This is a genomic window from Frondihabitans australicus (assembly GCF_003634555.1).
Classification (GTDB): domain Bacteria; phylum Actinomycetota; class Actinomycetes; order Actinomycetales; family Microbacteriaceae; genus Frondihabitans; species Frondihabitans australicus.
In genome coordinates, this window is sequence record NZ_RBKS01000001.1 from 1,345,536 (window position 1) to 1,368,344 (window position 22,809).

Sequence of the window (22,809 nt, forward strand, 5' to 3'; positions counted from 1 at the left end):
GCATCCGCCGCCAGGGGAGCACGATGGGGGAGATCACATCCGCGACGAAGGAGTTCCCATGGCCACCCTCAACGGATCCACCGTCAAGAAGCTGATCGTCGCCTGCGACGCCGGCATGGGCTCGAGCATCATGCTCGCCACGACGCTGAAGAAGCAGCTGAAGAAGAACGGCGTCACCGTCGAGCACTCCGCGGTGGCCGAGATCCCGCAGGATGCCGACGTCGTCGTCACCCAGAACAACCTCGCCGCCCGCGCACGCGACGCGGCCGCCCCCGGCACACCGATCGTGCCGTTCCAGCTCTTCATGGGCGATCCCGCCGTGGCCGCCGTCGTCGACGCCATCCAGAACGGCACCACCGTCGAGGTCTGACCCCGGCGCCCGCCGGGTGTCGGCACCCGTCGCTAGTCTCGATCCATGAGCACCGTGACCTCCGCGAGCACCGAAGCCGCGCGCCAGCCCACCGCCGTCGACGCCATCGCCGAGCGCTGGGTCGACACCCTCTGCGAGCTCGACCCGCAGTGGGCCACCTGGCTGGGGCGGCCCGGGCGGACGGGCGAGTACGGCGACCTCTCGCCGCGCGGGCACGCCGCGTACATCGAGGCGGCGCGGTCGACGCTGGCCGAGCTCCGCCGGGCTCCTGCGGCCGATGCCGTCGACCGGGTGACGAAAGGCGACCTCGAGGCCTCTCTCGAGCTCGATCTCGAGTACGACGCCCAGCGCCTGCACCTGCGCGATCTCAATGTTCTCGCGTCGCCGGCCCAGAGCGTCCGAGACGTCTTCGACCTCATGCCGACCGCGACCGAGGGCGACTGGGCCGATATCGCCTCGCGGCTGGAGCACCTGCAGGGCGCTCTCGACGGCTACGTCGAGACGCTGCGGCAGGGCATCACCGAGGGCGTCGTGCCGGCGAAGCGGCAGGTCCGGGCCGTCGCCGAGCAGTGCGACCGGCACATCGCGGTCGACGGCTTCTTCGCCGAGCTCACCGAGGCCCCGGTGCTCGCCGACGGCAGCGCCGTCCCCGACGACCTCGGAGACCGGCTCAGCGAAGGCGCCCGGGCTGCGTCCGAGGCGTATCGCTCGTTCGGCGCGTTCCTCCGCGACGAGCTCCTCCCCGCCGCGACCGAGGCCGACGCCGTGGGCCGCGACGCGTACGCGCTGCACTCCCGCCGATTCCTCGGGGCGACCGTCGACCTCGACGAGACCTACGAGTGGGGCCTCGCCGAGGTGGCCCGCATGGCCGCCGAGCAGGAGGCAGTGGCCGACACGATCGAGGCGGGCGCGAGCGTGACGAGGGCGATCGAGGTGCTCGACTCGGATCCTGCCCGCCAGCTCGACGGCGCCGACGCCCTCCGGGCCTGGATGCAGACGCTCAGCGATCGCGCGGTGGCCGAGCTCGGCGAGAGCCACTTCGACATCCCCGACGAGATCCGCACGCTCGAGTGCCGGATCGCGCCGACGCACGACGGCGGCATCTACTACACGTCGCCGAGCGACGACTTCACGAGGCCGGGCAGGATGTGGTGGTCCGTCCCGGTGGGCGTCACCCGGTTCACCACGTGGCGCGAGACCACGACGGTGTACCACGAGGGCGTCCCCGGTCATCACCTGCAGCTCGGCCAGGCGGTCGTCAATCGCGCGACGCTCAACACGTACCGCCGCTCGGTGGCCGGCACCTCCGGTCACGCCGAGGGCTGGGCGCTCTACGCCGAGCGGCTCATGGAGGAGCTCGGCTACCTCGACGACCCGGGCGACCGGCTCGGCATGCTCGACGGGCAGCGCATGCGCGCGGCGCGCGTCGTCATCGACATCGGCGTGCACCTCGGCAAGGAGTTCCCGGGTTGCGCCTCGATGCCCGCCGGCGGCACCTGGGACTACGACAAGGCCTTCGCCTACATGACCGACAACGTCAACATGGACGAGTCGTTCATCCGCTTCGAGATCGACCGCTACCTCGGCTGGCCGGGTCAGGCGCCGTCCTACAAGGTCGGCCAGCGCATCTGGGAGGGGCTGCGGGCCGCCCGCGCCGAACGGGACGGCGACGCGTTCGACGTCCGGCGCTTCCACAGCGAGGCGCTCGCCCTCGGCGGTGTGGGGCTCGACACCCTTCGACGCGCGCTGCTCGACTGAGGTTGTCGCGCCTGCGTCCGTGCCGTTAGACTTGCTGGGCGCAAACTGCGTCGACCTATCCGCACGCTGCCGCTTCATCACAATTCCCATGCACTGCGACCTCCGCGAGGAGTCGTGTGTCGTGCGGGAGAAGCGCGTGGCCCGAACAATGCCCAAAACGGAGCAACCACTACATGACAATCGTAACGACCAAGGCACCCAAGCAGGTCGCCGTCAACGACATCGGATCTGCTGAAGACTTCCTCGCCGCGGTCGAAAAGACTCTCAAGTTCTTCAACGACGGCGACCTCATCGAGGGCACCGTCGTCAAGATCGACCGCGACGAGGTCCTCCTCGACGTGGGCTACAAGACCGAGGGCGTCATCCCCTCGCGCGAGCTCTCGATCAAGCACGACGTCGACCCCAGCGAGGTCGTCGGCGTCGGCGACACCGTCGAGGCCCTCGTTCTCCAGAAGGAGGACAAGGAAGGCCGTCTGATCCTGTCCAAGAAGCGTGCGCAGTACGAGCGCGCGTGGGGCGACGTGGAGAAGATCAAGGACGCCGACGGCGTCGTCACCGGCACCGTCATCGAGGTCGTCAAGGGCGGCCTCATCGTCGACATCGGCCTCCGCGGCTTCCTCCCGGCCTCGCTCATCGAGCTGCGCCGCGTCCGCGACCTCACGCCGTACCTCGGCCAGGAGATCGAGGCGAAGATCCTCGAGCTCGACAAGAACCGCAACAACGTGGTCCTGTCGCGCCGCGCCCTGCTCGAGCAGACGCAGTCCGAGAGCCGCACCTCGTTCCTCAACAACCTCCACAAGGGCCAGGTCCGCAAGGGCATCGTGTCGTCGATCGTCAACTTCGGTGCGTTCGTCGACCTGGGCGGCGTCGACGGTCTCGTCCACGTCTCCGAGCTCTCGTGGAAGCACATCGAGCACGCCTCCGAGGTCGTCGAGGTCGGCCAGGAGGTCACCGTCGAGATCCTCGAGGTCGACCTCGACCGCGAGCGCGTCTCCCTGTCGCTCAAGGCGACGCAGGAAGACCCGTGGCAGGTCTTCGCCCGCACGCACGCCATCGGCCAGGTCGCTCCCGGCAAGGTCACGAAGCTGGTGCCGTTCGGTGCGTTCGTCCGCGTCGCGGACGGCATCGAGGGCCTCGTGCACATCTCCGAGCTGTCCGCCAAGCACGTCGAGCTCGCCGAGCAGGTCGTGTCGGTCGGCGACGAGGTGTTCGTCAAGGTCATCGACATCGACCTCGAGCGTCGCCGCATCTCGCTGAGCCTCAAGCAGGCCAACGAGGGTGTCGACCCCGAGGGCACCGAGTTCGACCCGGCGCTCTACGGCATGCTCACCGAGTACGACGACCAGGGCAACTACAAGTACCCCGAGGGCTTCGACCCGGAGACCAACGAGTGGCGCGAGGGCTTCGAGGCCCAGCGCGAGAAGTGGGAGCAGGACTACGCTGCCGCCCAGGCTCGCTGGGAGGCTCACAAGAAGCAGGTCGCCGCTTCGCTCGCCGAAGAGGCCACCTCGTTCGACGTCCCCTCGGGTTCGTCGTTCTCGAACGAGTCGTCCTCGAACGCCGGCACCCTCGCCGACGACGAGTCGCTCGCCGCGCTTCGCGAGAAGCTGTCGAACAACAACTAGTTCGACCTGCCTCACACGCAACGGCGGTCACCCCCTCGGGGTGGCCGCCGTTCGGCGTTTCACTGCGCATTCCGTCCAAGGCGTGCGCGCTAGGGTGTCACCCGTGTTCGTTGTGGGATTGACCGGGGGAATCGCAGCCGGCAAGTCGATCGTCGCCTCGCGCCTGGGCGCGCTCGGCGCAGCCGTGGTGGACGCCGACCGTCTGGCCCGCGAGGTCGTCGAGCCGGGCACACCCGGGCTCGCCGAGATCGCCCAGCGGTTCGGCGAGGGGGTCGTGCAGCCGGACGGCTCGCTCGATCGGGCGGCTCTCGGGGCGATCGTGTTCAGCGATCCTGCCGCCCGACTCGACCTCGAGGCGATCACGCACCCGCGCGTGCAGGCTCTCAGTCTGCAGCGGATGTGCGAGGCCGTGGCCGACGACCCGGCGCGCGTCGTCGTCTACGACGTGCCGCTACTCGTCGAGGCCAGGGGAGTGGGCGAGTTCGACCACATCGTCGTCGTGCACGCGCCCGCCTCGATGCGCATCGCACGGCTGGTCACGCTGCGCGGCATGGACCCCGCCGAGGCCCGCAAGCGCGTCGACGCCCAGGCGTCCGACGAGCAGCGGGCGGCGGTGGCCGACGACGTGATCGACTCGTCGACCAGCCTCGCGTCGACCGAGAAGCAGACCGACGCCCTCTACGCCCGACTGGTCGACCTGGCCGTCGCGAAGGCGCGCGCCTAGGGCGATCCATCTCGACGTGGCACCCTCGCGCCGCGCCCGCGTCGGCACGATTCCGCTCAGGGCGCAGGAGCAGCGTCGCCCCGCCCGGCCGAGTGTCAGTGGCCGCTCGTACACTTGTTCGCATGGAACCGACTCGCAGCGTCCGCCCCTTCGAAGTGGTCAGCGAGTACCAGCCCAGCGGCGATCAGCCCGCTGCCATCGCTGAACTCGCCGGCCGGATCAACGCCGGTGAGACCGACGTCGTGCTGCTCGGCGCGACCGGCACCGGCAAGTCCGCGACCACCGCCTGGCTCGTCGAGGCCGTCAACCGGCCGACCCTGGTGCTCGCCCACAACAAGACGCTGGCGGCGCAGCTGGCGAACGAGTTCCGCGAGCTGTTCCCGCACAACGCCGTCGAGTACTTCGTGTCGTACTACGACTACTACCAGCCCGAGGCGTACGTGCCGCAGACCGACACCTTCATCGAGAAAGACTCGTCGATCAATGCCGAGGTCGAGCGCCTGCGTCACTCGACGACCAACTCGCTGCTGAGCCGCCGCGACGTCATCGTCGTCTCGACCGTGTCGTGCATCTACGGCCTCGGCACGCCCGAGGGCTACATGGAGGCGATGCAGGCCCTCCAGGTCGGCATGATGATTCCGCGCGACACGCTCATCCGCAAGTTCGTGGCGATGCAGTACCAGCGCAACGACATCGACTTCTCGCGCGGCAACTTCCGGGTGCGCGGCGACACGATCGAGATCATCCCGATGTACGAAGAGCTCGCGATCCGCATCGAGATGTTCGGCGACGAGATCGAGGCGCTCTACTACCTGCACCCGCTCACCGGTGACGTCGTCCGCAAGGTCGACGCGGTCTCCGTGTTCCCGGGGTCGCACTACGTCGCCGGCACCGACGTCATGCACCGCGCCATCGGCACGATCAAAGAAGAGCTCGCCGAGCGTCTCGCCGAGCTCGACCGTCAGGGCAAGCTCCTCGAGTCGCAGCGGCTGCGCATGCGCACGACGTTCGACCTCGAGATGATGGAGCAGATCGGCTTCTGCAACGGCATCGAGAACTACTCGCGCCACATCGACGGCCGCGTGGCCGGCGAGGCGCCGCACTGCCTCCTCGACTACTTCCCCGACGACTTCCTCGTCGTCATCGACGAGTCACACGTCACCGTGCCGCAGATCGGAGCGATGTACGAGGGCGACGCCTCGCGCAAGCGCACGCTCGTCGACCACGGCTTCCGTCTGCCGAGCGCCCTCGACAACCGCCCGCTCAAGTGGGAGGAGTTCCTCGAGCGCGTCGGCCAGAAGGTCTACCTGTCGGCGACCCCCGGCAAGTACGAGCTCGGCGTCACCGACAGCGTGGTCGAGCAGATCATCCGCCCGACCGGTCTGGTCGACCCGAAGATCGTGGTCAAGCCGTCCGCCGGCCAGATCGACGATCTGCTCGAGGAGATCCAGCTCCGCACCGAGCGCGACGAGCGCGTGCTCGTCACGACGCTGACCAAGAAGATGGCCGAAGAGCTCACCGACTTCCTCACCGAGGCCGGCGTGCGCGTGCGCTACCTCCACTCCGATGTCGACACCCTCCGTCGCGTCGAGCTGCTCACCGAGCTCCGGCAGGGTGTCTACGACGTCTTGGTGGGCATCAACCTGCTCCGCGAGGGACTCGACCTCCCCGAGGTGTCTCTCGTCGCCATCCTCGACGCCGACAAGGAGGGGTTCCTCCGCTCGTCGACGTCGCTCATCCAGACGATCGGCCGTGCGGCCCGCAATGTCTCGGGCGAGGTGCACATGTACGCCGACGTCATGACCGACTCGATGAAGCAGGCCCTCGACGAGACCGAGCGCCGCCGCGAGAAGCAGATCGCGTACAACGTCGAGCGCGGCATCGACCCGCAGCCGCTGCGCAAGAAGATCGCCGACATCACGGCGGTGCTCGCCCGCGAGGGCGCCGACACGGCCGAGCTGCTCGCCGGCCGCCAGGGCGCGAAGCGCGCACCGACACCGAACCTGCGCCGCGAGGGCCTCGCCGCCGGCGCCGCCGACAACATCGAGTCGATCATCGCCGACCTCAACGAGCAGATGCTCCAGGCCGCCGCCGAGCTCAAGTTCGAGCTCGCGGGCCGACTGCGCGACGAGGTCGCCGAACTCAAGAAAGACCTGAGGGGCATGGAGGCCGCCGGGCATGTCCGCTGACGCGCGGGGAGGGTCTCCGCGCGCGACGCGACGCCGGGTCGTCGTCACCGGCGCCAGTGCGGGCCTGGGCTACTTCGTGAGCGAGCAGCTCGCGGCGACCGGCGCGCGCGTCGTCCTGGCCTGCCGCGACGAGGGGAGGGCCGAGCGCGCCGCCGAGAGCATCCGGGCGGTCGTCCCCGACGCCGATCTGCAGATCGTGCTGACCGACCTCGCCGACCTCGCGTCCACCCGCGCGGCCGCGGAGCAGATCGCCGCCGACGGGCCTGTCGACGCCCTCGTCGCCAACGCGGGCGTCGTCGGCTCGCGTCGCCGACGCGTGACGTCCGACGGCTTCGAGCTGCAGTTCGGCACGAACCACCTCGGGCACTTCGCCCTCGTCTCCCACCTGCTGCCGGCGATCGCCGCGGCCGAGGCCGGTCGCATCGTGCACGTGGGCAGCATCGCCCACAGGTTCGCCCGGCTCGACCTCGACGACCCGATGATGGTCCGGCAATACCGCGGCCACCTCGCCTACTCGCGCTCGAAGCTGGCCGTCATGACCTTCGGATTCGAACTCGACCGACGTCTGCGCGAGTCGGGCTCGACGGTACGGAGTCTGGTCGCGCATCCTGGTTTCTCCCTCGAGAACCTCACGGAGCGACGACCGGGCATCACCCGCCGCCGCTGGCTGCCGTCGCCGCTGATCGGCCTCATGCGGACCGTCTCGCAGGGCAAAGACCAGGGCGCTCGGCCGCTCACCTACGCGGCCATCGGGGCCGACGTCCAGGGCGGGGAATACTGGGGGCCCGACGGCTGGTTCCAGCTCACGGGGTCGCCGGCCCTGGTCCGCGCCCAGCGTCACGCCCACAGCCGCAAGGTCGCCGCCCGCCTCTGGAACCTCTCGTCGCGCCTCACCCGCGTGCACCCGATCCTCGAGTGATCGCCCCCTCCGCCTCCCGTCACCGCCTCGCCGACCCCGCGTCCGGCCGAGGCCCCTCGAACTAGAATGGACAGAGTGTCGATCTCAGCCGCCAACCCCGTCGTGAACGCTCCCGACCCCCTCGAGGCGAGCGTCTCGGATCCCGGTGACGTCGCCAAGCTCAGCGTGCGCGGCGCCCGCGTCCACAACCTCCAGAACGTCGACATCGAGATCCCTCGCGACTCCCTCGTCGTCTTCACCGGGCTCAGCGGCTCCGGCAAGTCGTCGCTCGCGTTCGACACGATCTTCGCCGAGGGCCAGCGCCGCTACGTGGAGTCGCTGTCGGCCTACGCGCGCCAGTTCCTCGGTCAGGTCGACCGCCCCGACGTCGACTTCATCGAGGGCCTGAGCCCTGCGGTGTCGATCGACCAGAAGTCGACGAACCGCAACCCGCGATCGACCGTCGGCACGATCACCGAGATCTACGACTACATGCGCCTGCTCTGGGCGCGCATCGGAATCCCGCACTGCCCCGTTTGCGGCGAGCCGATTCAGAAGCAGACGGTCCAGCAGATCGCCGACCAGCTGATGGAGCTCGAGACCGGTCGCCGCTACCAGGTGCTCAGCCCCATCGTGTCGCAGAAGAAGGGCGAGCTCGTCGACCTCTTCAAAGAGCTCGCCTCGTCGGGCTATTCGCGCGCGATCGTCGACGGCGAGCAGATCCAGCTCTCCAACCCGCCGACGCTCAAAAAGCAGGTCAAGCACGACATCTCGGTCGTGGTCGACCGACTCGTGGCGTCCGACGAGATCCTGCAGCGCCTCACCGACTCGCTCGAGACGGCGCTCCGGCTGACCGACGGCCTCGTCACCATCGACTTCGTCGACGACGAGGGGCCGGCGAAGTACCGCACGTTCTCCGAGAAGCTCTCGTGCCCGAACAACCACCCGCTGCAGCTGACCGAGATCGAGCCCCGCACGTTCTCGTTCAACGCGCCGTTCGGCGCCTGCCCGGAGTGCTCGGGCCTCGGCACGAAGATGTCGGTCGACGCCGACCTGCTCCTGGGCGACGAAGACCTCAGCCTCTCCGAGGGCGTGATCCTGCCCTGGACCAACTCGGGCAAGGGTCTCTACAACTACTTCCAGAAGCTGCTCGAGGGCCTCTCCGGCGACCTCGGATTCAGCCTCAAGACGCCGTGGCGCGACCTCGGCGACGACGTCAAGCGCGCGGTGCTCGAGGGCAACGACTTCGAGGTCACCGTGCGGTACCGCAACCGCTTCGGCCGCGAGATGAAGTACACCACGGGCTTCGAGGGCGTGATGCCGTACATCGAGCGCAAGTACGCCGAGGCCGAGAGCGACTCGCAGCGCCAGCGCTACGCCAGCTACCTCCGCGAGATCCCGTGCGTGGTCTGCAAGGGCAAGCGCCTCAAGCCCGAGGTGCTCGCCGTACTCGTCGACGGCCACAGCATCGCCGACGTCTCCGAGCTCAGCCTCACCGATGCCTTCGGCTTCATGGAGTCGCTCGAGCTCTCGGCCCGCGAGGCCAGGATCGCGGCGCAGGTGCTCCGCGAGATCCGGGTGCGCCTCGAGTTCCTCCTCGAGGTGGGCCTGACGTACCTCTCGCTGGCGCGATCGGCCGGCTCGCTCTCCGGCGGCGAGGCGCAGCGCATCCGCCTGGCGACGCAGATCGGCTCCGGCCTCACGGGCGTCCTCTACGTGCTCGACGAGCCGTCGATCGGCCTGCACCAGCGCGACAACCGCCGACTCATCGACACCCTCGTCAAGCTGAAGAACCTCGGCAACACGCTCATCGTCGTCGAGCACGACGAAGACACCATCCGCACCGCGGACTGGATCGTCGACATCGGCCCCGGCGCCGGCGTCAACGGCGGCCGCGTGGTCCACTCGGGCAGCTACGAGTCGCTCATCGCGAACACGTCTTCGTACACCGGCGACTACCTCGCGGGGCGCCGGTCGATCGAGACGCCGACCACCCGGCGCACGATCGACACCGGTCGCATGATCTCTGTCGTCGGAGCCAAGGCGAACAACCTCCAGAACGTCACGGTCGACTTCCCGCTCGGCGTGTTCGTCGCCGTCACCGGGGTCAGCGGCTCGGGCAAGTCGTCGCTCGTCAACGACATCCTCTACAAGGTGCTCGCCAACGAGCTCAACGGCGCCCGTCAGATCCCGGGCAAGCACACGCGGGTCACCGGGCTGGAGAACCTCGACAAGGTCGTCCACGTCGACCAGGCGCCGATCGGCCGCACCCCGCGGTCGAATCCGGCGACCTACACCGGCGTCTTCGACCGGATCCGCAACCTGTTCGCCGAGACCGTCGAGGCCAAGGCCCGCGGCTACCTGCCCGGCCGGTTCAGCTTCAACGTCAAGGGCGGCCGCTGCGAGAACTGCGCGGGCGACGGCACCATCAAGATCGAGATGAACTTCCTGCCCGACGTCTACGTCGCGTGCGAGGTCTGCGGCGGCGCGCGGTACAACCGCGACACGCTCCAGGTGCACTACAAGGGCAAGAACATCTCCGAGGTGCTCGAGATGCCGATCAGCGAGGCGGCCGAGTTCTTCGAGCCGATCAGCGCGATCTCCCGGTACATGAAGACCCTGGTCGATGTGGGTCTCGGCTACGTCCGGCTCGGTCAGAGTGCGACGACCCTCTCCGGCGGCGAGGCCCAGCGTGTGAAGCTGGCCACCGAGCTCCAGAAGCGGTCGAACGGTCGCAGCGTCTACGTGCTCGACGAGCCGACGACGGGTCTCCACTTCGAAGACGTCCGCAAGCTCCTGCTCGTGCTCGACGGTCTCGTCGAGAAGGGCAACACCGTGATCACGATCGAGCACAACCTCGACGTGATCAAGTCCGCCGACTGGCTGATCGACATGGGTCCGGAGGGCGGAGCCGGCGGCGGCACCGTGATCGCCGCGGGAACACCCGAGCATCTCTCGTCCGTTCCCGAGAGTCACACCGGGCGGTTCCTGCACGAGATCCTCTCGATGCCGCGGGCCGAGATCCCCGCGCCGGCCAAGGCCCGGTCGAAGGGTCGCCCCCGGCAGAAGGCGATGGCAAGGTAAGACGCTGATAGCGCACGAACACGAACAGGAGGCCACGGCACGATGAGCGACACCGTCTCCTGGCGCCCCAAGGCCGGCGAGATACCGACCCAGCCGGGCGTCTACCGCTGGCGCGACGAGCGGGGTCGAGTGCTCTACGTCGGCAAGGCCAAGAACCTCCGGCAGCGGCTGAGCAACTACTTCGCGCCGCTGCCCTCGCTCCACGAGCGCACCCGGCGGATGGTCCTGACGGCTCGGAGTCTCGACTGGACCGTCGTCGGCACCGACATCGAGGCGCTGCAGCTCGAGTACACCTGGATCAAGGAGTACGACCCGCCGTTCAACGTCAAGTTCCGCGACGACAAGACCTACCCCTTCATGGCCATCACCCTGGCCGACGAGGCGCCCCGCGTGATGGTGAGCCGCAACACCCGGATCAAGGGCGCCAAGTACTTCGGCCCGTTCCCGAAGATCTGGGCTGTCCACGACACCATCGACCTCATGATCAAGGTGTTCCCGATCCGCACCTGCTCCGACTCGAGCTACAAGAAGGCGATGGCGACCGGCAAGCCGTGCTTCCCCGGTCAGATCGGGCGCTGCGGCGGCCCCTGCTCGCAGACCGTCTCGGTGGAGGAGCACCGGAAGCGGGTCGACGAGTTCGTCCGCTTCATGGGCAGCTATGACCGCTCCGTGATCGTCGAGCGCCAGCGCCAGATGAAGCTCGCCGCCGACGAGCAACGGTACGAAGACGCCGCGAGGTACCGCGACCAGGTCGAGGCCCTCGAGGCCGTCCTCGAGAAGTCCGCCGTCGTGCTCCGCGACTCCGTCGACCTCGACCTGTTCGCCGTCGCCGAGGACGAGTTGGCGGCGGCCGTCCAGCTCTTCACAGTGCGCGGCGGCCGGATCCGCGGCGCGCGGGCCTGGGTGCTCGACAAGGAGATCGACATCTCGACCGGCGACATCGTCGAGCAGGCCCTCCAGGACGTCTACGCGTCCGGCGCCGAGCTGCCGCGCGAGATCGTCGTCCCGACGCTGCCCGACGACTCCGAGGCCCTCGAGACCTGGCTCACCGACCTCCGCACGGAGGCGGCGACGGACGGCAGGATGCGCGGCAGAGTCGCCCTGCACACGCCGCAGCGCGGCGACAAGGCGACCCTCATGCAGAACGCCGCCCTCAACGCCGGGCAGGCGCTCATGCTCTACAAGACGAAGCGGTCTGCCGACTTCGCGACGCGCTCCACGGCCCTCGCCGACATCCAGGAGGCCCTGGGGATGGACGAAGCCCCGCTGCGGATGGAGTGCTACGACGTGTCGCACCTGCAGGGCACGAACATCGTGGCGTCGATGGTGGTCTTCGAGGACGGCCTGCCGCGGAAGGACCAGTACCGCCGGTTCAGCATCCCGTCGTCCACCGACGACACCGAGTCGATCTACCAGACGCTCACCCGCCGCCTGGCCCGCCTCGACGACGAGCTCGCCCCGGTCGAGGAGGTGGGGGAGCAGCGCAAGCGCTTCGCCTACCGGCCGAACCTCCTCATCGTCGACGGCGGCCAGCCGCAGGTCGCCGCCGCACAGCGCGCCATGGACGACCTCGGTGTGACGGGCATCCAGCTGTGCGGGATCGCCAAGCGTCTCGAGGAGATCTGGCTGCCCGACGACGACTTCCCCGTGATCCTGCCCCGCAACTCCGACGCCCTCTTCCTGATCCAGCGGATCCGCGACGAGGCGCACCGCTTCGCGATCACGTTCCAGCGGCAGAAGCGCAAGCGCGACATCGCGACCCAGCTGTCCGAGATCCCCGGGCTCGGCAAGACGCGCACCGCCGAGTTGCTCAAGCACTTCGGCTCGGTGGCGCGACTCAAGAAGGCGTCCGCCGACGAGATCGCCGAGGTCAAGGGCATCGGGCCCGCCCTGGCGAAGAGCGTGGCCGCGACGATCGGCACCGCGCAGCCCGTCGCGAGTGCCGAGTAGGCTTTCGGCGTGAGCGACGCGTCCGAGCAGCAGGAGGTGCTGATCGTCACCGGCATGTCCGGTGCCGGCCGCTCCACGGTGGGCAACGCCCTCGAAGACCTCGGCTGGTACGTGGTCGACAACCTCCCCGCGCAGATGCTGCGGCCGCTGCTCGACCTCGCGGGCCGGGCCGGCGACGGCCTGCCCAAGATTGCGGCCGTCGTCGACGTCCGCGGCGGTCGCCTCTTCTCGGAGGCGCAGGAGGCCGTCCGCTCGCTCCAGGAGCGCCCGTTCGGCGAGTCGACGCCCACCCGGGTGCGCGTGCTCTTCCTCGACGCGACCGACGCCGTCCTGGTCCGTCGCTTCGAGCAGGTGCGTCGCCCGCACCCCCTACAGGGCAGCGGCACGCTCCTCGACGGCATCCTCGCCGAGCGCAGCCGCATGGAAGAGCTCCGCGAGACGAGCGATATCATCATCGACACGTCCGAGCTGAACATCCACCAGCTCGCCACCGCCATCACCGAGAAGTTCTCCGGCCCTGAGACCGCCGGCGTCACGGTCACCGTCCTGAGCTTCGGCTTCAAGTTCGGCCTGCCCGCCGACGCCGACATGGTCGGCGACGCCCGCTTCCTCCCGAATCCGTTCTGGGTGCCTGAGCTCCGCCCGCAGAACGGCCTCGACGCTCCCGTCGCCGAGTACGTCCTGGGCCAGCCCGGCGCCCGCGAGTTCATCGAGTCGTTCGGCGCAGCGCTCGAGCCCGTCATGGCGGGCTATCAGCGTGAGAACAAGAGACACGCTACGATCGCCATTGGCTGTACGGGGGGCAAGCACCGATCCGTCGCCCTCGTCGGCGAGCTGGCCGCTCATCTGCGCGGTCTCCCCGGCGTGGCGGTCAACGTCAAGCACCGCGATCTGGGTCGGGAGTGAGCAGGAGCCCGCGACACCGTGCCCGTGGCGACTGCACCCGCGCCCGCACCACCGAGAACAACACGTAAGGAACCGCCTTGGCCCATACCGCCGACGTCAAAGAAGAACTCGCCCGAGTCGAGGTCTCGAAGACCACCGTGCGGGCGGCTGAGGTCGCGACGATCCTGCGCTTCGCCGGCGGTCTCCACGTCATCTCCGGCCGCATCGCCGTCGAGGCCGAGCTCGACAGCCCGCAGGTCGCCCGGCGGGTGCGAAAAGACCTCGCCGAGCTCTACGGGGCACGAAGCGACGTCTCGGTCATCGCGGCGACAGGGCTCCGCCGGACCAGCCACTACCTGGTCCGCATCCACGAGGCGGGGGAGACCCTCGCTCGCCAGACCGGCCTGATGGACGCCCGCCGCCGCCCTGTCCGCGGCCTGCCGAACCGGCTGACGACGGGCTCGCGCGACGACCTCGCCGCGATCTGGCGCGGTGCCTTCCTCGCCCAGGGGTCGCTCACCGATCCGGGTCGCTCCGCCGCACTCGAGGTCGTCTGCCCCGGCAACGAGGCCGCCATGGCCCTCGTCGGCGCCGCCGGCCGCCTCGGCATCCCGGCCAAGGCCCGCGAGGTTCGCGGCGTCCACCGCGTCGTCATCCGCGACGGCGAGGCGATCAGCGCCATGCTGACCCAGATGGGCGCGAGCCAGAGCGTCCGCGACTGGGAGGAACTCCGCCAGCGACGCGAGGTCCGGGCCACGGCCAACCGCCTCGTCAACTTCGACGACGCCAACCTCCGCCGCTCCGCGCAGGCGGCTGTCGCCGCGTGCGCTCGCGTCGATCGGGCGATGGAGATCCTCGGCGACGACATCCCCGACCACCTGCGCTATGCGGGCGAGCTCCGCCTGGCCCATCGCGACGCCAGCCTCGACGAGCTCGGGCACCACGCCGACCCGCCCATGACGAAGGACGCCGTGGCCGGCCGCATCCGGCGACTCCTCGCCATGGCCGACAAGAAGGCGCAGGATCTCGGCATCCCCGGCACCGAGGCGAACCTCCCCGCTGATCTCGAGCTCGACTAGATCTTTCGGCGCGCCCGCGGTTCCGAACGGGTTTCCTGAGGGTTCCGTCACCGGCCGATCCCCGTTCGCTGGGCGTCGATACACTGGCCGGGACCCCCGAAGTGGTGCCCTCGTGCGGCTTCGGACCCGCTAGTGAGGAGTACAGACCATGGCTGAATACACCCTTCCTGACCTTGCGTACGACTACTCGGCTCTCGCGCCGAGCATCTCGGGCACGATCATGGAGCTGCACCACTCCAAGCACCACCAGACCTACGTCACCGGCGCGAACACCGCCGTCGCCCAGATCGCCGAGGCCCGCGAGTCCGGCAACCTGGCCACCATCAACAAGCTCGAGAAGGACCTCGCGTTCAACCTCGGCGGACACGTGAACCACTCGATCTTCTGGACCAACATGTCGCCCGACGGCGGCGACAAGCCCACCGGCGACCTCGCGAGCGCGATCGACGACCAGTTCGGCTCGTTCGACAAGTTCACCGCCCAGTTCACCGCCGTCGCCCTCGGCGTCCAGGGCTCCGGCTGGTCCGTCCTCGCCTACGACATCCTCGGCGAGAAGCTGTCGATCTTCCAGCTGTTCGACCAGCAGGGCAACGTCCCCTTCGGCCTCGTCCCGCTGCTCATGCTCGACGTCTGGGAGCACGCCTACTACCTCGACTACAAGAACGTCCGCGCCGACTACGTCAAAGCGTTCTGGAACATCGTCTCCTGGAACAACGTCCAGGCTCGTTACACGGCAGCCACCACGAAGACCCAGGGCCTCATCACCCTGTAAGCCGTGCGGCCCCGCACCGTCGCGCACCTGCGCTACTGTCGAAGTGGCCACAAGCTCGCATCGCCCCGGCGTGACACCCATGTCACGCCGACACAACAAAGTGCGCCGCAAGGCGCCGGATAATCTGGAGAACCATTGAGCGTCAAGATCGGAATCAACGGCTTCGGCCGGATCGGCCGCAACTACTTCCGCGCCGCCCTCGCCAAGGGCAGCGACCTCGAGATCGTCGCGGTCAACGATCTGACTGACAACGCCGCCCTCGCCAATCTGCTGAAGTTCGACTCGATCACCGGCCGCCTCGACGCGACCGTCGAGCTCGACGGCGACACCATCGTCGTCAACGGCAAGCCGATCAAGGTCTTCGAAGAGCGCGACCCCGCTAACCTCCCCTGGGGCGAGCTGGGCGTCGAGATCGTCATCGAGTCGACCGGCTTCTTCACCAAGGCGTCCGACGCCCAGAAGCACATCGACGCGGGTGCCAAGAAGGTCATCATCTCGGCTCCTGCGACCGGAGACGACGCCACGATCGTCCTCGGCGTCAACGAGGGCACCTACGACCCGGCCAACCACCACATCATCTCGAACGCGTCGTGCACGACGAACAGCCTCGCGCCCCTGATGAAGGTGTTCCTCGACAACTTCGGCGTCGAGCGCGGCCTCATGACGACGGTTCACGCCTACACGGCCGACCAGAACCTCCAGGACGGCCCGCACAAAGACCCGCGTCGCGCCCGCGCCGCGGCCCTCAACATCGTGCCGACCTCGACCGGTGCGGCGAAGGCCATCGGCCTCGTCATCCCCGAGCTGTCCGGCAAGCTCGACGGCTACGCTCTCCGGGTGCCGGTGCCGACCGGCTCGATCACCGACGTCACGCTCACCACCACGAGCACCGTCACGATCGAGGAGATCAACGCGGCCTACAAGAAGGCCGCCGAGGGCGAGCTGAAGGGCATCCTGCTCTACTCGGAAGACCCGCTGGTCTCGAGCGACATCCGCACCGACCCGCACTCGTCGATCTACGACTCCGGCCTCACGAAGGTGATCGGCAACCTCGTCAAGATCACGTCGTGGTACGACAACGAGTGGGGCTACTCGAACCGTCTCGTCGACCTCGCCGAGTACGTCGCGGCGCGGCTCTAAGCACCACCCGGCGGCGGGCACTCTCCTCGAGTGCCCGCCGCCTCTCGGTTGGCAGGCCGACCTGCGCGACCGGTGACCACCTCCCGCCACCAACGAATCGATCCCATGGCACTTCGCACCCTCGACTCCCTCGGCGATCTCGCCGGCAAGCGAGTCATCGTCCGCTGCGACCTCAACGTCCCCCTGAAAGACGGCGTGATCACCGACGACGGCCGCGTCCGCGCCTCGCTCGGCACGCTCAACACCCTGATCAACCAGGGCGCACGAGTCGTCGTCATCTCGCACCTCGGCCGCCCCGATGGCGAGGTGAAGCCCGAGTACAGCCTCGCGCCGGTCGCCCAGCGTCTCAGCGAGCTGCTCGGCAAGTCCGTCGGCTTCGCGACCGAGACCACCGGCGAGGCCACCACCGAGGCCGTCCTCGCGATGACCGACGGCCAGATCACCGTCCTCGAGAACCTCCGCTTCCAGGCCGCCGAGACGTCGAAGTCCGACGACGAGCGCCGCGGATTCGCCGAAGAGCTGGCGAAGCTGGGGGAGGCATTCGTCTCCGACGGCTTCGGTGTGGTGCACCGCAAGCAGGCGAGCGTCTACGACCTGCCTCAGCTCCTGCCCAGCGCCGCCGGCTCGCTCATCGAGACCGAGCTCGGTGTGCTCGACCGCCTCACCGAGAACCCCGAGCGCCCCTACACGGTCGTGCTCGGCGGCTCGAAGGTCTCCGACAAGCTCGGCGTGATCGAGCACCTGTTGCCGCGCGTCGACAACCTGCTCATCGGCGGCGGAATGCTCTTCACGTTCCTCGCGGCCCAGGGCCACGCGGTCGGCAAGAGCCTGCTCGAAGAGGACCAGCTCGACCGGGTCCGCGGCTACATCGCCGAGGCCGAGTCGAAGGGCATCCGCCTCGTCCTGCCGACCGACGTCGTCGTGGCCTCGGGATTCTCGGCAGACGCCGACCACGAGACGGTCGCGGCCGACGCGATCGAGTCCACGTCCTTCGGCGCGAACGGCATCGGCCTCGACATCGGCCCCGCCACCGCGCAGGCCTTCGCCGAGATCGTCACCGCATCGAAGACCGTGTTCTGGAACGGCCCGATGGGCGTGTTCGAGTTCCCGGCCTTCGCCGCGGGCACGAAGACGGTCGCCGAGGCGCTCACGAAGGTCGACGGCCTCGGTGTCGTCGGCGGCGGCGACTCCGCCTCCGCCGTGCGCGCGCTCGGATTCGCCGACGACCAGTTCGGTCACATCTCGACCGGCGGCGGCGCCAGCCTCGAATTCCTCGAGGGCAAGAAGCTTCCCGGACTGGAGGTCCTCGGATGGTAACCACCCGCCGCCCGCTCATCGCGGGCAACTGGAAGATGAACCTCGACCACCTGCAGTCGATCGCGTTCGTGCAGAAGCTCGCCTGGAGCCTGAAAGACGCGAAGCACGACTACCAGACCGTCGAGGCGGCGATCTTCCCGCCCTTCACCGATCTGCGCAGCGTGCAGACCCTGCTCGACGCCGACAAGCTCGAGCTCGAACTGGGTGCGCAAGACCTGTCCGACAACGACTCGGGCGCCTTCACCGGCGACATCTCGGGCGCGTTCCTGGCCAAGCTCGACGTGAAGTACGTGATCGTCGGTCACTCCGAGCGCCGCACGATCCACCACGAGAGCGACGAGATCGTGGCGTCGAAGGTCGCGGCGGCTCACCGCAACGGCCTCGTGCCCGTCATCTGCGTGGGCGAGACGGCCGACGACCTCGAGAAGCACGGCCCCAGCGCCGTGCCCGTCGCGCAGCTCAAGGCGGCTCTCGAGACCGTCCCGGCCGACGCCGAGATCGTCGTCGCGTACGAGCCCGTGTGGGCCATCGGCTCCGGCCAGGCCGCGACGCCCGAGCAGGCCGAGCAGGTCTGCGCGGCGCTCCGCGAGACCCTCGCCGAGAAGCTCGGTGCCGACCAGGCGAGCGCCACGCGCGTGCTCTACGGCGGCTCCGTCAAGGCCGCCAACATCGCGACGTTCATGCGCGAGCCCAACGTCGACGGCGCCCTCGTCGGCGGCGCGAGCCTCGACACGAACGAGTTCGCGAGCATCGTGCGCTATCAGAACCACGTGGGCGTGTAACCGCATTCCCCGCGACCGGAGGGCGGGTTTCGCCCGCCCTCCGGTTATACTTCTTAGCGGCCCGCCCGCTCGAAAGGTTCTCCGTGCAAATTCTCCAGGTCGTCCTGCAGGTGGTGCTCGGCATCACAAGCCTGCTGCTGACCCTGCTCATTCTTCTGCACCGCGGTCGCGGTGGCGGTCTGTCCGACATGTTCGGCGGCGGCGTCACCTCCAACCTCGGTGCCTCCGGGGTCGCCGAGCGCAACCTCAACCGCATCACAGTCATCCTCGGGCTCGTCTGGATCGCGTGCATCGTGGTCCTCGGGCTCATCACCAAGTTCACGGCAGGTTCGTAATGGCATCAGGCGGCAGTGCAATTCGAGGGTCTCGCGTCGGCGCGGGCCCCATGGGCGAGCAGGATCGCGGATTCCATGCCGAGCGAATCACCGTCTCGTACTGGGACGCCCTGGGCAACGAGGTCGTGCGCCACTTCGCGGCGAATGTGCCGGAAGAAGAGATCCCCGAGACCGTCGACTCGCCGTCGACGGGTCTGCCCGCCGGTCGCGACAAGGACAACCCGCCGGTCGTCGCCAAGCTCGAGCCGTACAAGACGCACCTCGCGTACGTGAAGGAGCGCCGCACCGAAGAGGAGGCGGCTCAGCTCCTCGACGAGGCCCTGCAGCAGCTGCGCGAGCGCCGGGGCAAGGTTCCCGCGAAGAAGTAGTCCGCGTTCCACGCGAAAGGGCCCGACACCAGCTGGTGTCGGGCCCTTCGGCGTTCGTGGGCTCCTGCGCCCTGATCGACTCAGTAGGTCGAGGCGATCAGCTGCTCGGGGACCTCGGCGGCGGCGTCCTTGTCGACGAAGAACACGGTGCGCTTGCGGCCCTTGACGCCCGCCACCGGCACCTGGTCTTCGCCGGCACCCGCGAGAGCGAGGCCGAGCGAGGCGGCCTTCTCGGCGCCGGCCAGGATCAGCCACACGCGCTGCGAGTTGTTGATCGCCGGCAGGCTGAGGGTCAGGCGCTCCGGCGGAGGCTTGGGGGAGTCGTCGATGGTGAGGACCGTCGGCGAGGTCTGGAGCACCTGAGGCTTGTCGGGGAAGAGCGACGCGACGTGGCCGTCGGGGCCGACGCCGAGGAGCGTGATGTCGAAGCGCGGCGATTCGTCGTCGCCCTGCGCGTGCGCCTTCAGCTCGGCCTGGTACTGCGTCGCAGCCTCGGCGAGCGACGCCGCCTGCGACGTGTTCGCCATGCGGTGGACGTTCTCGGGCAGGACCCCGATGTGGTCGAGCAGGTCGATGCCGTTCTGCTTGTCGTTTCGCTCGTCGTCGCCGTCGGCCACGAAGCGCTCGTCGGCCCACCAGAACGACACCTTCGACCAGTCGACGCTGTCGCGGGCCTCGGAGCGGTTGATCGCGGCGAGGACCAGGGTCGAGACCGAGCCACCCGAGAGGACGACGCTGGCGTAGTCCTGCTCTTCGATGACGTCGATGATCTTCGTGATGAAGCGGGCGGCGACGGAGGCCCCGAGGTTCTGCTTGTCGGGGTGTACGAGCACCCGGCGTTCATTCGTCACGTCTGAGTCAGCCTCTATCACTGTCGAGACCCGTTGGGTGCGGGTCGTGAACCGTCAAATCAGTCGTTGCTCGGGTCGGACCGGAGCAGCGCGACTCCGCTCCTGACCACATTGCCGAAGAGCGCGTCTGGGTCGAGTCTACGGAGTTCTTCGGCCAGGCAGTCACGCAGGCTGCGGCGTGGCAGCGAGAGGTCGTGCGTCGGCTGGCCGGGCTGCGACAGGGTCGCGACGTTGACCAGCGAGCGCTCGAGCTCGATGGGCCCGGACGCCCGCACGAGCTTCACGCCGTGGATGCCGCTCGAGCCGGTGGCGCGACTGGTCAGCTCGTGATTCACGGGCACCTGGAGCTGCAGGCGGAGCCAGGCCGCCAGGAGGAGGGTCGAGGGGGAGTCGGCTGCTCCTGAGACCTCGACCGCCGTCACGGGCTCGTACGGGGGCTGGTCGAGCGCCGCGGCCAGCTGCGTGCGCCAGAGCGTGAGACGGGTCCAGGCGAAGTCGGTGTCGCCGGGCTCGTACGTCGAGGCCAGGTCGATGATCGACTGGCGCGGGTTGCTCTGGGCGGCGGCGTCGGTGATCCGGCGCTGCGCGATCCGGCCGAGAGGCGACTCGGAGACCACCGCGGGCGCCTTGCCGGGCCACCACGCCACGACAGGGGCGTCGGGCAGGAGCAGGCCGGTCACCAGCCCCTCCTCGTCGCGCGCCACGTCTCCGTACGCCCGGAGGAGGATGACCTCGCTCGCGCCGGCGTCGCCGCCGACGCGAATCTGCGCGTCGAGGCGGGGGTCGTCGTCGGGGGAGATCTCGTCGTCGGTGGAGATGACGATGACCCGCATCGGGTGCTCGCGCGAGGCCTCGTTGGCGGCCTCGATCGCCTCCTCCTCGTGGCCGAGGGTCGTGGCGATCACCAGGGTCAGCACGCGGCCGAGGGCGACGACACCGCCCTCCTCGCGGATCTTGACCAGGGCCTTCGAGACTCGGCTGATGGTGCTGTCGGGCAGATCGACGATCACGGACGCCTCCAGGTACGGCCGTCGCGGGCCATGAGCTCATCGGCGCTGTGGGGACCCCACGTGCCGGGACGGTACTGCTCGGGCTGGCCCTGGGTGGCCCAGAACCGCTCGATGGGGTCGAGGATCTTCCACGAGAGCTCGACCTCCTCATGACGGGGGAAGAGGGGCGGGTCGCCCAGCAGGACGTCGAGGATCAGTCGCTCGTACGCCTCGGGGCTCGCCTCGGTGAAGGCGTGGCCGTAGCCGAAGTCCATCGTGACGTCGCGCACCTGCGTGCCGATGCCGGGGACCTTCGAGCCGAAGCGCAGAGTCACACCCTCGTCGGGCTGCACGCGGATCACCAGGGCGTTCTCGCCGAGCTCGATGCCGTCGCCGAGGCCGAAGACGTTCTCGGGGACGCGCTTGAACACGACCGCGATCTCAGTGACGCGGCGGCCGAGTCGCTTGCCGGCGCGGAGGTAGAAGGGCACGCCCGACCAGCGGCGCGTGGCGATCTCGAGTTTGATGGCCGCGTACGTCTCGGTGACCGACTCGGGGTTCATGCCGCCCTCTTCGAGGAAGCCGAGCACCTTCTCGCCGCCCTGCCAGCCGCCGGAGTACTGCCCGCGGGCGGTGCCCTCGGCCAGGTCGGCGGGGATCGTCACCGCCGACAGCACCTTCTCTTTCTCGGCGCGCAGATCGCGGGCCTTGAAGCTCACGGGCTCCTCCATGGCGGTGAGCGCCAGGAGCTGCAGGAGGTGGTTCTGGATGACGTCCCTGGCTGCCCCGATGCCGTCGTAGTAGCCGGCGCGGCCTGCGACGCCGATGTCCTCCGCCATCGTGATCTGCACGTGGTCGACGTAGTTCGAGTTCCACAGGGGCTCGTACATCTGGTTGGCGAAGCGCAGCGTCAGGAGGTTCTGGACGGTCTCCTTGCCGAGGTAGTGGTCGATGCGGAACACCGAGTCGGGCTCGAACACGGTCTCGACGACGGCGTTGAGCTCGCGGGCGGTCTCGAGATCGGAGCCGAACGGCTTCTCGATGACGACGCGGCGCCACGGCTTCTCGCCGTGCTCGTCGACGGTGTCGTCGGCGAGGCCCGAGTTGCGCAGCTGTTCGGTCACCAGCGGGAAGAACCGGGGTGGAATCGAGAGGTAGAACGCGTGATTGCCCTTCGTCCCGCGTTGCGCGTCGAGCTCGTCGATGGTGAGCTTGAGCTGGGCGAAGGCCTCGGGGTCGTCGAAGTCGCCCTGGACGAAGCGGATGCCCTCCTTCAGCTGACGCCACACGTCTTCGTCGAAGGGGGTGCGGGCGTGCTGCTTGACGGCCTCGTAGACGACCTGCTCGAAGTCCTGGTCCTCCCACTCGCGCCGGGCGAAGCCCACGAGGGCGAAGCCGGGCGGCAGGAGTCCGCGGTTGGCGAGGTCGTAGACCGCGGGCATGAGCTTCTTGCGCGACAGGTCTCCGGTGACGCCGAAGATGATGAGCGCGCTCGGCCCAGCGATGCGATTGAGGCGGCGATCGGAGGGCAACCTCAGCGGGTTGAACTCCGGCGTGATGTCCACCGGTGCCATGTGTCTATCCAAGTCCTTGATGCGTCGGTCGGTGCAGATCGTGATCGCGCGAGCGCCGAACGGCACACCGAACAACGGGGGCGACTGCGCGTGCAGTCGCCCCCGTGCCGGTGAGCGCT

19 protein-coding genes are annotated in these 22,809 nt (G+C 68.8%); 16 read left to right on the forward strand and 3 right to left on the reverse strand.

Going from position 1 to position 22,809, the window contains the following annotated elements:
* The first annotated feature begins 58 nt into the window (after positions 1 to 58).
* The 16 genes from C8E83_RS06180 to C8E83_RS06255 all read left to right on the forward strand — a co-directional run bounded on the left by C8E83_RS06180 (position 59) and on the right by C8E83_RS06255 (position 19,276).
* Entirely contained in the window at positions 59 to 370 is a 312-nt protein-coding gene (locus C8E83_RS06180; protein WP_121368914.1) for a PTS sugar transporter subunit IIBC family protein, read from the forward strand.
* 45 nt (positions 371 to 415) lie between these two features.
* Positions 416 to 2,128: a DUF885 domain-containing protein gene (locus C8E83_RS06185; RefSeq protein ID WP_121368915.1), complete on the forward strand. Its 1,713-nt coding sequence runs from the start codon at positions 416 to 418 to the stop codon at positions 2,126 to 2,128.
* 173 nt (positions 2,129 to 2,301) lie between these two features.
* Entirely contained in the window at positions 2,302 to 3,753 is a 1,452-nt protein-coding gene (gene rpsA, locus C8E83_RS06190; protein WP_121368916.1) for a 30S ribosomal protein S1, read from the forward strand.
* A gap of 103 nt (positions 3,754 to 3,856) precedes the next feature.
* The gene (coaE, locus tag C8E83_RS06195; protein WP_121368917.1) at positions 3,857 to 4,477 is read left to right on the forward strand and encodes a dephospho-CoA kinase; all 621 of its coding nucleotides are present in this window, start codon (positions 3,857 to 3,859) and stop codon (positions 4,475 to 4,477) included.
* A 122-nt stretch (positions 4,478 to 4,599) separates the two neighbouring features.
* The gene (uvrB, locus tag C8E83_RS06200) at positions 4,600 to 6,666 is read left to right on the forward strand and encodes an excinuclease ABC subunit UvrB (RefSeq protein WP_121368918.1); all 2,067 of its coding nucleotides are present in this window, start codon (positions 4,600 to 4,602) and stop codon (positions 6,664 to 6,666) included.
* The gene (locus C8E83_RS06205; protein ID WP_121368919.1) at positions 6,656 to 7,585 is read left to right on the forward strand and encodes an SDR family NAD(P)-dependent oxidoreductase; all 930 of its coding nucleotides are present in this window, start codon (positions 6,656 to 6,658) and stop codon (positions 7,583 to 7,585) included. Before uvrB ends, C8E83_RS06205 begins: the two co-directional genes overlap by 11 nt.
* Positions 7,586 to 7,687: 102 nt before the next feature.
* Entirely contained in the window at positions 7,688 to 10,648 is a 2,961-nt protein-coding gene (gene uvrA, locus C8E83_RS06210) for an excinuclease ABC subunit UvrA (protein ID WP_245981900.1), read from the forward strand.
* A 42-nt stretch (positions 10,649 to 10,690) separates the two neighbouring features.
* Entirely contained in the window at positions 10,691 to 12,598 is a 1,908-nt protein-coding gene (gene uvrC / locus C8E83_RS06215; protein WP_121368921.1) for an excinuclease ABC subunit UvrC, read from the forward strand.
* Between the two features lie 9 nt (positions 12,599 to 12,607).
* Positions 12,608 to 13,504: an RNase adapter RapZ gene (gene rapZ / locus C8E83_RS06220; protein ID WP_121368922.1), complete on the forward strand. Its 897-nt coding sequence runs from the start codon at positions 12,608 to 12,610 to the stop codon at positions 13,502 to 13,504.
* 77 nt (positions 13,505 to 13,581) lie between these two features.
* Positions 13,582 to 14,562: a DNA-binding protein WhiA gene (whiA, locus tag C8E83_RS06225; protein WP_121368923.1), complete on the forward strand. Its 981-nt coding sequence runs from the start codon at positions 13,582 to 13,584 to the stop codon at positions 14,560 to 14,562.
* Positions 14,563 to 14,710: 148 nt separating this feature from the next.
* On the forward strand, positions 14,711 to 15,334 hold the full coding sequence (locus C8E83_RS06230) for a superoxide dismutase (RefSeq protein WP_121368924.1): 624 nt from the start codon (positions 14,711 to 14,713) through the stop codon (positions 15,332 to 15,334).
* A 135-nt stretch (positions 15,335 to 15,469) separates the two neighbouring features.
* Complete coding sequence (gene gap, locus C8E83_RS06235; RefSeq protein ID WP_121368925.1) at positions 15,470 to 16,474, forward strand: type I glyceraldehyde-3-phosphate dehydrogenase; 1,005 nt, start codon at positions 15,470 to 15,472, stop codon at positions 16,472 to 16,474.
* A gap of 105 nt (positions 16,475 to 16,579) precedes the next feature.
* Positions 16,580 to 17,791 carry a phosphoglycerate kinase gene (locus C8E83_RS06240; protein ID WP_121368926.1) on the forward strand — a complete coding sequence of 404 codons (1,212 nt, stop codon included), beginning with the start codon at positions 16,580 to 16,582 and terminating at the stop codon, positions 17,789 to 17,791.
* A complete protein-coding gene (gene tpiA, locus C8E83_RS06245) occupies positions 17,785 to 18,573 on the forward strand; it encodes a triose-phosphate isomerase (protein ID WP_121368927.1) in 789 nt (262 codons plus the stop codon). Before C8E83_RS06240 ends, tpiA begins: the two co-directional genes overlap by 7 nt.
* 83 nt (positions 18,574 to 18,656) lie before the next feature.
* Positions 18,657 to 18,908, forward strand: a complete 252-nt coding sequence (secG, locus tag C8E83_RS06250; protein ID WP_121368928.1) for a preprotein translocase subunit SecG — start codon at positions 18,657 to 18,659, stop codon at positions 18,906 to 18,908.
* Positions 18,908 to 19,276 carry an RNA polymerase-binding protein RbpA gene (locus tag C8E83_RS06255; protein ID WP_121368929.1) on the forward strand — a complete coding sequence of 123 codons (369 nt, stop codon included), beginning with the start codon at positions 18,908 to 18,910 and terminating at the stop codon, positions 19,274 to 19,276. The genes secG and C8E83_RS06255 overlap by 1 nt, the downstream gene beginning before the upstream one ends.
* An 80-nt stretch (positions 19,277 to 19,356) precedes the next feature.
* Here C8E83_RS06255 and pgl read toward each other — a convergent pair whose 3' ends face one another.
* From pgl to zwf, 3 genes are read right to left on the reverse strand one after another with little or no spacing between them, the layout of a single operon-like run.
* Complete coding sequence (pgl, locus tag C8E83_RS06260; RefSeq protein WP_121368930.1) at positions 19,357 to 20,127, reverse strand: 6-phosphogluconolactonase; 771 nt, start codon at positions 20,125 to 20,127, stop codon at positions 19,357 to 19,359.
* 59 nt (positions 20,128 to 20,186) lie between these two features.
* Positions 20,187 to 21,137 carry a glucose-6-phosphate dehydrogenase assembly protein OpcA gene (locus C8E83_RS06265; protein ID WP_121368931.1) on the reverse strand — a complete coding sequence of 317 codons (951 nt, stop codon included), beginning with the start codon at positions 21,135 to 21,137 and terminating at the stop codon, positions 20,187 to 20,189.
* Positions 21,134 to 22,690, reverse strand: coding sequence for a glucose-6-phosphate dehydrogenase (zwf, locus tag C8E83_RS06270; RefSeq protein ID WP_121368932.1), 1,557 nt, complete (start codon positions 22,688 to 22,690; stop codon positions 21,134 to 21,136). Before zwf ends, C8E83_RS06265 begins: the two co-directional genes overlap by 4 nt.
* Positions 22,691 to 22,809: the final 119 nt, after the last annotated feature.